Source organism: Plantactinospora soyae (assembly GCF_014874095.1).
In the GTDB taxonomy this organism is placed as follows: domain Bacteria; phylum Actinomycetota; class Actinomycetes; order Mycobacteriales; family Micromonosporaceae; genus Plantactinospora; species Plantactinospora soyae.
The window spans coordinates 3,323,999-3,337,145 of record NZ_JADBEB010000001.1 but is presented as its reverse complement, the minus strand read 5'-3'; the positions used below and the strand labels follow the sequence as shown (position 1 = coordinate 3,337,145).

At 69.7% G+C, this 13,147-nt stretch carries 14 protein-coding genes; 9 read left to right on the top strand and 5 right to left on the bottom strand.

Annotated elements, in window-relative coordinates; translation table 11 throughout:
* The first annotated feature begins 430 nt into the window (after positions 1 to 430).
* On the top strand, positions 431 to 1,237 hold the full coding sequence (locus tag H4W31_RS14955; RefSeq protein WP_192767214.1) for a GntR family transcriptional regulator: 807 nt from the start codon (positions 431 to 433) through the stop codon (positions 1,235 to 1,237).
* A gap of 24 nt (positions 1,238 to 1,261) precedes the next feature.
* A complete protein-coding gene (locus H4W31_RS14950) occupies positions 1,262 to 2,197 on the top strand; it encodes a DUF6282 family protein (protein WP_192767213.1) in 936 nt (311 codons plus the stop codon).
* 4 nt (positions 2,198 to 2,201) lie between these two features.
* Here H4W31_RS14950 and H4W31_RS14945 read toward each other — a convergent pair whose 3' ends face one another.
* Positions 2,202 to 2,711: an OsmC family protein gene (locus H4W31_RS14945; protein ID WP_192767212.1), complete on the bottom strand. Its 510-nt coding sequence runs from the start codon at positions 2,709 to 2,711 to the stop codon at positions 2,202 to 2,204.
* Positions 2,712 to 3,142: 431 nt separating this feature from the next.
* Between H4W31_RS14945 and H4W31_RS14940 the strand changes: the two genes are divergently transcribed.
* From H4W31_RS14940 to H4W31_RS14920, 5 genes are all read left to right on the top strand, one after another.
* Positions 3,143 to 4,273 carry an ABC transporter substrate-binding protein gene (locus tag H4W31_RS14940; RefSeq protein WP_318783208.1) on the top strand — a complete coding sequence of 377 codons (1,131 nt, stop codon included), beginning with the start codon at positions 3,143 to 3,145 and terminating at the stop codon, positions 4,271 to 4,273.
* Between the two features lie 7 nt (positions 4,274 to 4,280).
* Positions 4,281 to 5,207 carry an ABC transporter permease gene (locus tag H4W31_RS14935; RefSeq protein ID WP_192767211.1) on the top strand — a complete coding sequence of 309 codons (927 nt, stop codon included), beginning with the start codon at positions 4,281 to 4,283 and terminating at the stop codon, positions 5,205 to 5,207.
* The gene (locus H4W31_RS14930) at positions 5,195 to 6,019 is read left to right on the top strand and encodes an ABC transporter permease (RefSeq protein ID WP_192767210.1); all 825 of its coding nucleotides are present in this window, start codon (positions 5,195 to 5,197) and stop codon (positions 6,017 to 6,019) included. The genes H4W31_RS14935 and H4W31_RS14930 overlap by 13 nt, the downstream gene beginning before the upstream one ends.
* Positions 6,016 to 7,119, top strand: coding sequence for an ABC transporter ATP-binding protein (locus H4W31_RS14925; RefSeq protein ID WP_192767209.1), 1,104 nt, complete (start codon positions 6,016 to 6,018; stop codon positions 7,117 to 7,119). The genes H4W31_RS14930 and H4W31_RS14925 overlap by 4 nt, the downstream gene beginning before the upstream one ends.
* 179 nt (positions 7,120 to 7,298) lie before the next feature.
* On the top strand, positions 7,299 to 8,234 hold the full coding sequence (locus tag H4W31_RS14920; protein WP_192767208.1) for a hypothetical protein: 936 nt from the start codon (positions 7,299 to 7,301) through the stop codon (positions 8,232 to 8,234).
* A gap of 82 nt (positions 8,235 to 8,316) precedes the next feature.
* Here the strand turns inward: H4W31_RS14920 and H4W31_RS14915 are convergent, their stop codons facing one another.
* From H4W31_RS14915 to H4W31_RS14900, 4 genes are all read right to left on the bottom strand, one after another.
* A complete protein-coding gene (locus tag H4W31_RS14915) occupies positions 8,317 to 9,693 on the bottom strand; it encodes a cellulase family glycosylhydrolase (RefSeq protein WP_192772115.1) in 1,377 nt (458 codons plus the stop codon).
* Positions 9,694 to 9,876: 183 nt separating this feature from the next.
* Positions 9,877 to 10,200, bottom strand: a complete 324-nt coding sequence (locus H4W31_RS42790; RefSeq protein ID WP_225945534.1) for a hypothetical protein — start codon at positions 10,198 to 10,200, stop codon at positions 9,877 to 9,879.
* Positions 10,201 to 10,889: 689 nt separating this feature from the next.
* Positions 10,890 to 11,159: a hypothetical protein gene (locus H4W31_RS14905; RefSeq protein ID WP_192767207.1), complete on the bottom strand. Its 270-nt coding sequence runs from the start codon at positions 11,157 to 11,159 to the stop codon at positions 10,890 to 10,892.
* Positions 11,160 to 11,341: 182 nt separating this feature from the next.
* A complete protein-coding gene (locus tag H4W31_RS14900) occupies positions 11,342 to 11,689 on the bottom strand; it encodes a hypothetical protein (RefSeq protein WP_192767206.1) in 348 nt (115 codons plus the stop codon).
* 576 nt (positions 11,690 to 12,265) lie between these two features.
* On the opposite strand from H4W31_RS14900, the gene H4W31_RS14895 reads away from it, so the two are divergent.
* The gene (locus H4W31_RS14895; protein ID WP_192767205.1) at positions 12,266 to 12,457 is read left to right on the top strand and encodes a hypothetical protein; all 192 of its coding nucleotides are present in this window, start codon (positions 12,266 to 12,268) and stop codon (positions 12,455 to 12,457) included.
* Positions 12,458 to 12,484: 27 nt separating this feature from the next.
* On the top strand, positions 12,485 to 13,060 hold the full coding sequence (locus H4W31_RS14890) for a hypothetical protein (protein ID WP_192767204.1): 576 nt from the start codon (positions 12,485 to 12,487) through the stop codon (positions 13,058 to 13,060).
* The last annotated feature ends 87 nt before the right edge of the window (positions 13,061 to 13,147 follow it).

Sequence of the window (13,147 nt, the reverse complement as noted above, 5' to 3'; positions counted from 1 at the left end):
GGTCAAAATTCTGGCAAGCGGCCGGGCGTCAATTCCCGCTGAGGCCGGTAATCGCAGCTCATAGTGGTTGACAGTCGACTTCCACACCAGACACCCTGTCGGCAATATTGTTGATAATCATGGAGACAATGTTGTGGATAGGAGCGCTGAGCTGCAACAAGTCGGGGCGTCGGCACCCGGCTCACCCGACCGACGCGGACCTCGCCGTCGGGGTGTACGGCCCGGATCCGAGGCGCATTCCCGCTAAGGTCCGACGCGTGAATACCTCCGTCGACGCGGTGGACTCCACGGAACCGACACATCAGTCTTCCCGGCACGGTCGGATCCGTCGCGGCTGCTGTCTGAATCGCCCAGATGTTGACCGATGCCGATCAGCAGACAGAATACAGCCCCGGCTTGACCGGATACCGCCCACAATGGTGACCGGATCATGACCGTCTCGGGCGAACAGCAGCCGGCAGCCGACCCTCGACAGTCGACATCCGCGCCCCGGACACCGGCAGCCCCGCAACGAACGCCGGCATCCGGACGGCCGCCGGCACCGTCCCCACGCCGTCCGTCGGCCCACCCCGCCGAGGATGCGTACGAGGAACTCCGCCAGGCGATCTACCAGGGCGAACTGATGCCGAACGAGCGCCTGATCGAGGTCGAACTGGCCGCCCGGCTACAGGTCAGCCGGGCGGTGGTCCGTACCGTCCTGGTGCGGCTCGGTCAGGACGGTCTCGTCGTACTCACCCCGAACCGGGGGGCGCACGTGCGACTGGTCACCGAGGCCGAAGCCGCCGAGATCCTCCAGGTACGGGCCGTGCTGGAGGCACTCACCGCCCGCCAGGCCGCCCTGAACGCCACCGCCCGGGAGATCGCCTCGATCCGTCGCCTACTCGATCGGATGGCCCGGAAGCTGGAGCAGGACGACCTGCTCGGGTACTCGGACGGCAACGCCAAGCTGCACGCCGCGATCATCGCGGCGGCCCGACACGAGACGGCGGCCCGGCTCATCACCGGGCTGCGGGCCCAACTCGTCCGGTTCCAGTACCGCACGATCCTCGTCCCCGGCCGGCCGTCCCAGTCGTTCGAGGAGCACACCGCGATCGTCGAGGCGATCGCCGCCCGCGATCCGGACGCCGCCGAGGTCGCGATGCGCCAGCACCTGGGACACGTCGAGTCCACCCTGGCCAGAACCGCCACGGCGATCCGCCGCCGGCCGGCCCACCCCGATTCCCCCCGGACGATCTGACCCCCGTCCCGCCGAAGGAGCGTCATGTCCGAGCACCCCGTCCCCTCCGCGCGCGCCCGGGCCCTGGTCGCCGGGGCGTACGACACGCACGTGCACGTCGCGCCGGACGTGATGGCACGACGGATCGACGACCTCGACCTGGCGCGGCGGTTCGCCGACGTCGGGCTCGCCGGCTTCGTGCTCAAGTCGCACTACGTGGCGACCGCCGAACGGGCAATGGTGGTCCGGAAGGTGGTCCCGCAGGTGGACGTCCTCGGCGCGGTCACCCTGAACGGCTCGATGGGCGGGATGAACCCGGCGGCGGTCGAGATCGCCGGCCGGCTCGGGGCGCGGATCGTCTGGATGCCCACCGTCGACTCGGGCAACCAACGCCGCAGCAGCGCCAGTGACCTGCCCGGAGCCAAGCCGGCGATGTGGGGGGCGTTGCAGGCCGACCTGCACGCCCAGGGCATCGTGCCGGACGTCGTCGAGGTCGTCGACGGCGACGGGCGGGTCCTCGACCGGGTCCGCCAGGTGCTCCGGGTCATCGCCCGGCACGACCTCGTCCTGGCCACCGGGCACCTGGACGGCGCGGAGATCCTCGCCGTGGTCCGGGCCGCCCGGTCCGAGGGAGTACGCCGGATCGTGGTCACCCATCCGGAGTTCACCTCGCAACGGCTGCCGGTCGCCCGACAGCGCGAACTGGCCGAGGCCGGCGCCCTGCTGGAACGCTGCTTCACCACGCCGTACACCGGCAAGGTCTCCTGGCCGGACCTGTTCGACAACATCCGGGCGGTCGGTGTCGAACACTCGGTGCTCTCCAGCGATCTCGGACAGCCGTTCAACCCGCCGGTCGAGGACGGTCTGGCCCTCTTCGCCGACCGCCTGCTCGACGCCGGCTTCAGCGAGTCCGACGTGCGGACGATGGCCGTGACCAACTCGCGGTACCTGGCGGCCTCGAACGTGGCGGTCACCGCCTGAGCGGTCAGCCGGCCGTTCGTCCCGTAGGTGCTGCCGTCGGGGCGTCGGCGACCACGATGACCGGTTCGTGGCGTACCGGGAAGTTGACCGAGCTGGCGATGAAGCAGAGCCGGTGCGCCCGCTCGTGCAGCTCGGCGGCCCGCTCCGCCATCTCCGGGGTGGCCACGGTGACCCTCGGACGCAGCACGACCTCGGTGAACGCGCCGCCACCGTCGCCGCTCTCGGTCATCGTGCCGACCGCCTCGTCGGTGTACGCCGTCACCACGACCCGGCCCCGCGCGCAGAGACTCAGGTACGACAGCATGTGGCACTGGGCCAGCGCCGTCAGGAGCAGCTGCTCCGGGTTCCACCGCTGGGAGTCGCCCCGGAACGTGGGATCGGCGGAGCCGAGCAACGGCGGCGGGCCGTCGGCGTCGATCTGGTGGTCCCGGCCGTAGTCCCGGTAGTTGACCGTGCCCCCGGCCCCGGCTCCGGTCCAGGTGACGGTCAACTCGTAGCTGTGCGTTCTCGGCACGATAGCCCCCTGCGCTTCCTCTGATCCGTCCCCGTGGCCCCCGGTCCGTCCCGGTGCAGCCCGGTCCGTCCCGGCGGCGCCCGTCCCCGTGACACCGCCCCCGTGACACCGTCCACGACCAGCGCGCCGGGCGGCCCGACTCGAACGATAGTTCCGGGTCCCGGGACCGCCGCACGGCGGCACCCCCGGTTGGCGCGTCCGGTGACCGCAAGTGGGGCCGGGCAGCACAGAGTGATCTTCCGGCCCGGTCTGCGCCCCGGTACGGCTTTCGCAGCGAGCCTTCTCCGGAACAGCGCCGACCGTTCATCCCGACGTCGCCTTACTCCCTGGCCAGAGCACCGGCGGCGGGCATGATGGCCGCCGGGCGCCCGGGTCGGACCCGCAAAAGCGCAGGTCAACGGGCCCGACGGAATTGTCTAAGGAGATCGAAAGTGCGAATCGCGGTTGCCCGTACGGTCGCGGTGCTCGCGGCATCCGCCGGATTGGTCGGCGTCGTCGCCTGCGCGCCCCCGGAGAAGGACAACGCGGGCTCGGGAAGCAGCGCGGCCGTCGCCACCAGCGCGGCCGAGCTGGGCGGGCTGGACAAGCTGATCGAGGAGGCCAAGAAGGAGGGGCAGCTCAACGTCATCGCGCTGCCGCCGGACTGGGCCAACTACGGCGAGATCATCAAGGCGTTCAGCGCCAAGTACGGCATCAAGGTCAACTCTGCCCAGCCGGACGCCGCCAGCCAGGACGAGATCAACGCGGCGAACCAGCTCAAGGGGCAGAGCGGCGCACCGGACGTCTTCGACCTCGGCGACGCTGTGGCGCGGGCGAACGTGCCGATGTTCGCCCCCTACAAGGTGACGACCTTCGACGAGATCCCCGCCGCGCTCAAGGCCACCGACGGCGCCTGGGTCAACGACTACGGCGGCTACATGTCGATCGGCTACGACAGCAGCAAGGTACCCGCGCCGCAGAGCGTCGCCGACCTGCTCAAGCCGGAATACAAGGGCAAGGTCGCGCTCAACGGCGACCCGACCCAGGCCGGCGCCGCGTTCAGCGGAGTGGTGATGGCGGCCCTCGGCAGCGGCGGCTCGGCCGACGACATCGCCAAGGGGGTCGACTTCTTCGGCCAGCTCAAGAAGAACGGCAACTTCCTGCCGGTCGACCCGACTCCGGCCACCATCGAGTCCGGCCAGACCCCGGTCGTGATCGACTGGGACTACCTCAACGTCGCGCAGGGCGCCAAGCTCAAGGACAAGACGACGTGGAAGACCGTCGTGCCGCAGGGCGCGGTGGTCGGCTCGTACTACGTCCAGGCCGTCAGCAAGGACGCCCCGCACCCGGCGGCGGCCCGGCTCTGGCAGGAGTTCCTCTACTCCGACGAGGGCCAGAACCTATGGCTGGCCGGCGGCGCCCGCCCGGTCCGTGCCGACGCGATGGACCAGGCCGGCACGATCGACAAGACCGCGTACGCCGCCCTGCCGGTCACCACCGGCGAGCCGGTCTTCCTCACCGAGGCGCAGACCGCCAAGGCCAAGGAGACCCTCACGGCCAACTGGGCCAAGGCAGTCGGCTGATCCCACGATGGCGCTCGTAACGCACCACCCGGACCCCGTGGCGCCCGCGCCCGGGGTCCGGCCCCTCCCGGCCCGGCGCCGGATCAGGCTCCCCGGGGGCGCGCTGCTCGGCGTCGTCCCGTTCTTCGCGTACGTGGTCGTGTTCCTCGCCATCCCCACCCTGGTGGTGGCGATCGGGGCGTTCACCGGCGACAGCGGCGGCTTCACCCTCGACAACGTCGCCCGGCTCGGCGACTCGTACATCCTGACCGCCTTCGGGCGCAGCATCCTGCTCTCCGCCGTCACCGCACTGGTCGGCGCGGTGCTCGGCGCACTGCTCGGGTACGCCCTGGTGACGGCGAAACCGGACGGCCTGCTCCGCCGGGTCGTGACGGCGGCCTCCGGCGTACTCGCCCAGTTCGGCGGGGTGACCCTGGCCTTCGCCTTCATCGCCACGATCGGGCTGAGCGGCTTCGTCACCGAGTTCCTGCGCGACCGTGTCGGAGTCGACATCTACGCCTCCGGCGTCTGGCTGTTCGAACTCCCCGGTCTGCTGCTGGTCTACACCTACTTCCAGATTCCGTTGATGGTGATCGTCTTCCTGCCCGCGCTGGACGGCATCCGGCCGCAGTGGCGGGAGGCGGCGGCGAGCCTGGGCGGGTCGACCTGGCAGTACTGGCGGATGGTCGCGATGCCGCTGCTCGCCCCGCCGTTCCTCGGCGCCACGCTGCTGCTGTTCGCCAACTCCTTCTCGGCGTACGCGACCGCGGCCGCGCTGGTCAGCCAGGGCAGCCCGATCGTGCCGCTCCAGATCCGCGGGGCGCTGACCAGCGAGGTCGTCCTCGGACAGCAGAACCTGGGCAAGGCGATGGCGCTCGGCATGATCGTGGTGGTCGCCATCGTCATGTGGCTCTACGCGCTGCTCCAGAAGCGGAGTGCGAAATGGCTGGGGTGATCCGGCGCCGCGCCCGGCGCCAGCGCCTGTTCCGGTGGATCGTCCTCGGCGTGCTCGGCGTCTTCTTCCTGCTGCCGCTGCTCGCGATGCTGGAGTTCACCACCCGGGGCACCGGCGGCAGCTTCAGCCTGGAGACCTGGCGGCTGCTGGCCGACTGGCCGAAGCTCAGCCAGACCTATCCGGACCTCGCCACCGGGATCGCCGCCTCGCTGGGGCAGGTACTGCTCACCGTCGGACTCACCCTGGTCCTGCTGGTCCCGACGGTGATCTGGGTACGGCTACGGCTGCCCCGGCTGCGTCGGGTGGTGGAGTTCCTCTGTCTGCTGCCGCTGACCATCCCGGCGATCGTGCTGGTGGTCGGGCTCGCCCCGGTCTACGCCTGGGTGACGTACCTGCTCGGCGGATCGTCGCTGACCCTCACCTTCGCGTACACCATCCTGGTCCTCCCCTACGCGTACCGCTCGGTAGACGCGGGCCTGTCCGCGATCGACGTCCGGACGCTCGCCGAGGCGGCCCGCAGCCTCGGCGCGGGCTGGACGACGGTGATCTGGCGGGTGGTGCTGCCGAACATCCGCTCGGCGGTGCTCTCGGCGGCGTTCCTCACCGTGGCCCTGGTGCTCGGCGAGTTCACCATCGCCTCCCTGCTCAACCGGACCAACCTCCAGGTCGCGGTCAACCTGCTCGGCAAGAGCAGCGCGACGATGTCGGTGGCGGTCTCGCTCGCGGCGCTGGTGCTGGCGTTCGTCCTGTTGCTACTGCTCTCCCTCGTCGGCGGCGGCCGGCGCCGGACCTCCCCGAAGGAGACCTCGTGACCGCGTCCACCCTCGCCACCGCGCCGGGCGAACCAGCAGCCCGCCAGGGTGTGCCGGTACGTCTCGAGGGGCTGCACCGCAGCTTCGGCGACACCCACGCGCTGGCCGGGCTCGACCTGGAACTCGCCCCGGGCGAACTGGTCGCCCTGCTCGGGCCGTCCGGCTGCGGCAAGACCACCGCGCTGCGGGTACTCGCCGGGCTGGAGGAGGCCGACTCCGGCCGGGTGCTGGTCGACGGTGAGGACATCACCGACCGGCCGGTCAACCGGCGCGGGATGGGAATGGTCTTCCAGGCGTACAGCCTCTTTCCGCACCTGACCGCGCGGGAGAACGTCGAGTTCGGGCTGCGGCTGCGCGGCCGGCCCGGCGGGCAGCGCCGGCAGCGGGCCGGCGAGATGCTGGACCTGGTCGGCATCGCGGCGCACGGCGACCGCTATCCGCACCAGCTCTCCGGCGGCCAGCAGCAGCGGGTCGCGCTGGCCCGCGCCCTCGCCATCCAGCCCCGGGTGCTGCTGCTCGACGAGCCGCTCTCCGCCCTCGACGCCAAGGTGCGGGTCCAGCTCCGCGACGAGATCCGCCGGATCCAGCTGGAGGTCGGCACCACCACCCTGTTCGTCACGCACGACCAGGAGGAGGCGCTCGCCGTCGCCGACCGGGTCGGGGTGATGCGCGGCGGCCAGCTGGAACAGCTCGCGACGCCGGCCGAGATCTACCTGCGCCCGGCGAGCGCGTTCGTCGCCGACTTCGTCGGACTCAGCAACCGGATACCCGCCCGGACCGCGCCGGACGGCGCCGTACGCATCCTCGACCAGACCCTCCCCCTGGTCGACCCCGCCAGCGCACCGCCCGGCGCCGACTTCCCGGTGACCGCCCTGGTCCGCCCGGAAGCGGTCGACGTCCTCCCCGACCCGACCGGCGAGAGCAGCACCCGGGTCCTCGCGGCGAGCTTCCTCGGCCCGATCAGCCGGGTGACCGTCACGCTCCCGGACGGCACCCTGGTCGTCGCCCAGGTCGACAGCGACCGCCTGGCCACCCTCCCCCCGAACACCCCCGTCCGGCTCCAGCTCCGCCCCTTCCCCGTCGCTCTCGCACTCGGCTGAGGTTGAAGGAAGGGCCCCTTCTTATCGTTTTCTGTAGAAGAAGGGCCCCCTCCTAACACCTGTGGTTCGGGCGGACATCGTGGCCGCCGGTGTACCGATCAGGAGCGCCCCCGGCGCCCGCTGTTGATGCCGCTAACTACGCTGGCGGGCACCATCCACATCAGACATGGGGGAAGACTATGTCCAGCCTCTTCAGACGGCGGCTGCTCGCCGGCGCATCGGCCCTGGCTGTCGCCGGATCGCTGCTGGTGGCCGGGCCGGCGAGCGCGGCCCCGGTTGCCGAGAGTTCGTTGTCCTGGTCGATCGGTGTTTCCGACGGTGAGCCGTTGACCGGTGTCCTCACCGAGCCCGAGGCCCGCTTCCAGAGCCTCCGTGACGGTGCCATCAACCGCATCAACGTCTACGCCGGAAGCACCTACTGGTCGATGTCGTTCGCCGCGCCGGTCGGCGAGCAGTTGCATCCGGGCAACTACCCGAACGCCGAGCGCGCCGGCTTCCAGAGCGGTCGTGCGCCCGGCCTTGACGTCTCCTACCAGAGCAGCGGTTGCAACACGGTGCACGGCAAGTTCACCATCCACCAGATCGCGTTCGACGGCACCGGCACGATCAGCATGCTGGACGCGACGTTCGTCCGGCGCTGTTCCCCGGCCGAGCCGGCGGTGACCGGTACGTTGAAATACCGGGCCACCCCGCTGTCGTACCGCTACACGCTGGCCGACGAGCAGCCGGAGACCGCGCCCTCGCACACCTTCCGCGGGGCCACCAGCACCTTCTGGGCCCAGACCTTCTGGTCCGACTCACTGCGATTCGGTGTGTCGGGCGACCGCCGGTCGGCGATCGTCGAGTTCGCGCCGCCGCAGGGCGAGCAACTGACCGCCGGGCGGACGTACCGCAATGCCCAGCCGATCGATTCGCCCAGCCAGGCAGAGCCGGGCCTGTCGGTCGACGGCTTCTCCTGTCGGCCGACGACGGGCACCTTCACCATCAAGGAACTGGAGTACGGTCCCGACGGTGAGCCGGTGGCACTGTCGGCCACCTTCACCCTGAAGTGCACGGAGTATCCGAGCCCGGAGGACCCGAGGGTGCTCAAGGGCACGATCCACTTCCACGCCTGACCTGCGGGTCACCGCTCCCGCAGGGTAGTCGAGGCGTTCCGGCCGGCCGCGCGGCCGGCCGGAACGCCGTCGGACCCGATGCTCAGAAATCGTCCGGGGTACGGATCCGGTCCCGGATCCAGACGCCCGCCTCCTTGAGCCGGCCGGTACCGCCGAACTGGCCGGCCGCGCAGGTGCCGGTGGTGAAGACCGCGCCGGAGCGGAAGTCGTCGGAGAAGTTCCAGTTCACCCAGCTGATCTTCCTGCTGGCGAAGAGGTCCAGGTAGCGCTGCGCCATGGTGAAGTTGTTCGGGCCGTCGCCGGAGTAGTCCTGGGTGCCGAACTCGGTGACGAACAACGGCAGCCGGTCCGCCGCCGCCCGAACGGTGTCCAGGTAGTAGTCGTCGTGCGAGGCGGCGTAGAAGTGGAAGACGTACATCACGTTGCCGGCGCTGACCGGACTGGCGGCGATGACGTCCGCCCCGCCACCGGAGCCGGAGGCGCCGAGCGACGACCAGTCCGGGGTGCCGACCAGCACCACCGCGTCGGTGTCCCGGGTACGGATCACCGGGATGATCTGGTCCGCGTAACTCTTGATGGCGCTCCAGGCCACCCCGTTGGGCTCGTTCGCGATCTCGTAGATCACGTTGTTCTTGGCCCGGTGCCGGTCGGCGATCTCCGCGAAGAAGGTACGCGCCCGGTCGAGGTTGTAGTTCGGGTCACCGGGGCTGAGCATGTGCCAGTCGACAATGGCGTACATCCCGCGCGCGGTGGCCAGCTCGATGTAGTTGTGCACCAGGTCGGTGAAGCGACGCGGGTCGGTCTCGTAGCCGCCCTCCTGGACGTACATCGAGATCCTGAGTACGTCGGCCTGCCACTCCCGGGCCAGGACGTCCAGCGAGCCGGAGGTGGCGCAGTTGGCGTACCACTGGAGGCCGTGCGTGCTCATGCCCCGCAACTGGATCGCCTTGCCGGCGGCGTTGCAGAGTTGCCGGCCGCAGACCCGGAGCTGGCCGTTCGCCGCCACCGGGGTAAGCCCGCCCGGCGGAACCGTCGGCGGGACGACGGTCGGGCTGACCGTCGGGGTCGGGGTGGGCTCGGTGCCGCCGCCGCAGGGCTGGCCGTTGAGCCGACAGCCGTTCGGGGCGCCGGAACCCGTACCGATGAATCCGAAGGTCAGCGAGGAACCGGGGGCGATCCGGCCGTTCCAGGACAGGTTGCCGAAGGTGTGGCGTTGACCGCTGCTGGTCAGCGTCGCGTTCCAGTACGAGCCGAGGGTCGTACCGGCCGGCAGGTCGAACTCCACCCGCCAGGAGGTGATCGCGGTGCCACCGCCGTTGGTGATGGTGTAGCGACCCTCCCAGCCCGACGCCCACTGGGAGATCTTCACGAAGGCCGCGGTCGGGGTCGCCGCCTGGGCGGCCACCGCCACCGGAGCCGCCGCGACCGCCGTCACGAGCCCGACCAGCAGGAGCGCCATGCGGATACGTCTCACGGGAGTCCTCCGGGTTCGATGGTGGCGGCCGGCCGGCGCACCCGGCCGGCCAGCCATCAATTGTTGTCGAACTATAAGGACAACTAAATATCCCCGCAACACGAGGCTCGGCTCCGGACCTCGCAGGTCTGCCGGTCCTTGCCGGTCGGAGCCGACAGAGCGGATGACCTAGAGGAGGTGGACGGTGTCGGTCCGTCCGTCCGGGTGCTGGAGGGTGAGCTTTCCGCCGCCCTGCTCGATGAGGTCGAGTACGACGTTGTAGACGACGAGGGCCCGGTTGATCGTGTCGGTCTTGGTGTCCTTGGTCTTCGCGCAGGCAGAGTCGAGAGCATCCGCGGCGCGGGGGGTGAGGTTGAAGGTCATCCGCACCAGGCCGCGTCCGGCGTCCGTTGCCGGGTCGGAGTTCGGCGGGTCGGCCGGGCGGTCGCGGGCGGCGGGGATCTCGGGTAGCGAGGTCGACCGGATGGCGGCGTCGGCGTGGTCGTCAGTCATGCGCGAGGTCCTTCGCATCGCGTCCGGGGTGTGATCCTGCGGGCCAGGGATGTCTCTGGTCGCGGGGCACAGTTCCCGGTTCGATCACGATATTCCCTTCGGGTGCTGGGTCGTCGTCGGGTTGTCGTTTGGAAGCTCGGCGACGCGGAACGGCGTCACCCGAGTGATTATTGCGTTTCTTCGGTAGCCGCAGCATTGGATGCGATGGTCCGCAGGAAGCTAATCTCTGTTCACCGATCAAGACTGTCGCCAAGTTGACTCTCGTTGCCCACGGGACATATTGACGGACAGTTTGTGCGACTGCTCCCGCCGAGGTTGACACATCCGAGAAGTTCATACTCAGGATCGGGCCGGCGATCTTTTCATTCTGAAACAACCCTTGGCCTCATTCGCGTTCACTCGCAATACAACCGGTCATTTGTGGGCGTTAGAGAGATAGGCGCGCACTGTCAGGTAGACCAGTAATACCCGGAATGCCGGTTTCGATCCGGCAACGCGCCGAGACCTGGCGCTTGATGCAGTCTCCGGGGGTGCGGCTGTATGGTCCGTGATACATCAGATACACACAGTGGTCGCGCCGGGCTGGTCGCCCATGTAGTCGGAAGGAAAGGCAATCAAGTGACGGAACCTCCCCGCCAACCGGAACCGTCGGATCACGTGGATCTGACCGACCCCGCGAACCCGGATAGTCAACCCAACCCCAGGGGATACGCCGCCGATATCCGAGGCGAACCACACGATGAAGATGAGGGTGAAATAAAATGTCGCATGTCGTTCAGGCCGTTGTGGACGTGGCGCTTCGGTGGGCAGGTTCTCCTGCCGTCGCAACTGCCGACAAGGATGGCGCCCCGGATCGGCGCGACGGTGCCGCCCGCGATCATTCTCAGCGTCTGGGTGGCATCCGGCGCAATGCCGGACACCATCGCGACACTCGCCGCAGCGCTCGCCGCGATCTTCATCGCAACGGGATCTTCCGTTAGCGAGCGGACAGGGTCGACCCGGGTGTTTTGCGCGACGGGACCGCTGCCGCCGCGCCGCCGACGCCCGGGTGGGTCCGTGCAGCGATGCCTACGGGCACGGATTCGTCGCGGATACGGCCCGCCAACGCCGTTGACGGGCGGTTGATCGCCCCACACCGTCTTCACCGCCGTTCACCACGCAGGAGGCCGGCGGTCGGAAGGACCCTGCGGTGTCCCGCGAGCAGTCTCGCCCTCCGCGCCGGCATGGCGCCGAGCCGGAGGTCGAGCGTGGACAACGCCGCCCGGACCGGCCCGCGACCGTCGTAGGAGTCGTCGGGATGGCCAAAGGGCGAGTCGACGCGATGACCGGGAAGGCCGGACCCTCCGGACCCGTGCCGGACGGGAGCCAGCGGGTCGACGGAGTCGGTTCGTCGACGACGAGGTGGCCACAGCGAGTGGGCGGAGCCGTCCGGCTCGCGGCCGACGGTGGGAACGCCGCTCTCCTCGGAGAACGGGAAACGACGGGTCATGGGCTGCTCCGGTACGACGGCGGGGCGGGATCGGGCGGCGCACCCCGCACGTCACTCCCGACTCGCGTCAGATGCCCGGATCCCGCTGGCCCGGATCAGAAAGGTGACGGCGCTGCGCCCCTCCGACACTGCCCGTACGGCCATCCGCCGGCAACGCCGGACCGACGGTCCTGTGGACAAGAGAGGGTCCTGTGGACAACCGGCCGTTCCTGTCCCTGACGGGTGGTAGGTGTCCGGCCGCCCCTGGTGGCAACGCCGCTGCGGCCTGCTCGAACAATCCGCCGACGACCGAAGTCAGCTAGTGATCAATTGAAGAATATTTGACCTTTTTGGACGGCGTCAGCCCGCCATTCGTGTCCGGCCGGATGCCTACGCTTCACGCAGCGTTCGGCCGACCGGCGGCTGATGACAGTCGGCCCCGGACTGTGCCGGACCGGACGCAGCCCGAACCCCGAACCAGCGCCCCGTGCTCGCCCGGAGCCGGGGCGCCCCCATGCTGAAAGGCACGAAAACCCCGTGAAGACACTGGTTCGTCTGCCACACCTCGACCCGTCGGTCCGTTGCCAGCACGGGCGGGTGGCAGTGGTCCTCCTCAGCGGGACCTACGGGCTCGCCCTGGCGATGCTGATCCTCGGGATCGCACCCGAGGTCTTGGTGGCGACCGTCGCCGCTGTCACCGCCGTCGCCGTACAGGCCGCCCAGTCCGTCCTTCCCCTCGACGTCGGTGTCACCGCGTCCGGGCCGGCGGCACAGCCGCCCCGTCGCTGACCGGGAGCGTGCGCAATGGGGCGCCACATGAAACCGATTCCGGAACGCAAGCCCGCCAGGCAGCTCGCGCTGAAGCTGCGTGAGTTGAAGGGAGACATCCCGTACGCCCGACTCGCCAAGGCCGTCCACGTCAAGCCGAACACCCTGTCCACGATGGCGGACGGTACCTTCCGTGGCTGGCCGAGCGTGGAGCAGTTCCTCCTCGCCGTCCAGCGATGCGGCGGAACCATCAGCGACGACGATCGCAGCGAGTGCCTCGCGTACCACAAGATCGCTGAGCGGCTGCACCGGGAGAGGAGTACCGCGACCCCGGCACCCTCCGTCGAGAACCCGTCCTCTCCGCTGCCGCCGATGACCGAGACCGTCGTCCTGGCGTCGCCACCTGAGCGGTCCCGGGGCTCGGAACCGGAGGTCGTCCTCGCCACCACCGACCCGGTGGACGGCGATGACCTGCGGTGGATCCGTGACCGCACTGCGGCCACCGCCGATGACCCGGCTGCCTCTCCCACCCGTCTGTCACTCTGGGGCAGAATCCGCACCCGCCTCGGCGTCAGTCGACGGCTGGTCTGGCGGACTCCGCCGCGCTCGAAGCGGAGAACCTGATCGAGGTGCGACCCCTGAACTCGCTGATCGAGAAGGCGAGAAGCACGGTCACCGCTGATCTGGCCCGTACGGGGAATCGACGCCCTG

Bases quoted from the DNA above. Each gene is read 5' to 3' on its own strand.
- H4W31_RS14955 (WP_192767214.1), top strand. From the start codon at position 431: ATGACCGTCTCGGGCGAACAGCAGCCGGCAGCCGACCCTCGACAGTCG.
- H4W31_RS14950 (WP_192767213.1), top strand. From the start codon at position 1,262: ATGTCCGAGCACCCCGTCCCCTCCGCGCGCGCCCGGGCCCTGGTCGCC.
- H4W31_RS14935 (WP_192767211.1), top strand. From the start codon at position 4,281: ATGGCGCTCGTAACGCACCACCCGGACCCCGTGGCGCCCGCGCCCGGG.
- H4W31_RS14930 (WP_192767210.1), top strand. From the start codon at position 5,195: ATGGCTGGGGTGATCCGGCGCCGCGCCCGGCGCCAGCGCCTGTTCCGG.
- H4W31_RS14920 (WP_192767208.1), top strand. From the start codon at position 7,299: ATGTCCAGCCTCTTCAGACGGCGGCTGCTCGCCGGCGCATCGGCCCTG.
- H4W31_RS14915 (WP_192772115.1), bottom strand. From the start codon at position 9,693: ATGGCGCTCCTGCTGGTCGGGCTCGTGACGGCGGTCGCGGCGGCTCCG.
- H4W31_RS42790 (WP_225945534.1), bottom strand. From the start codon at position 10,200: ATGACTGACGACCACGCCGACGCCGCCATCCGGTCGACCTCGCTACCC.
- H4W31_RS14905 (WP_192767207.1), bottom strand. From the start codon at position 11,159: ATGAAGATCGCGGCGAGCGCTGCGGCGAGTGTCGCGATGGTGTCCGGC.
- H4W31_RS14900 (WP_192767206.1), bottom strand. From the start codon at position 11,689: ATGACCCGTCGTTTCCCGTTCTCCGAGGAGAGCGGCGTTCCCACCGTC.
- H4W31_RS14890 (WP_192767204.1), top strand. From the start codon at position 12,485: ATGAAACCGATTCCGGAACGCAAGCCCGCCAGGCAGCTCGCGCTGAAG.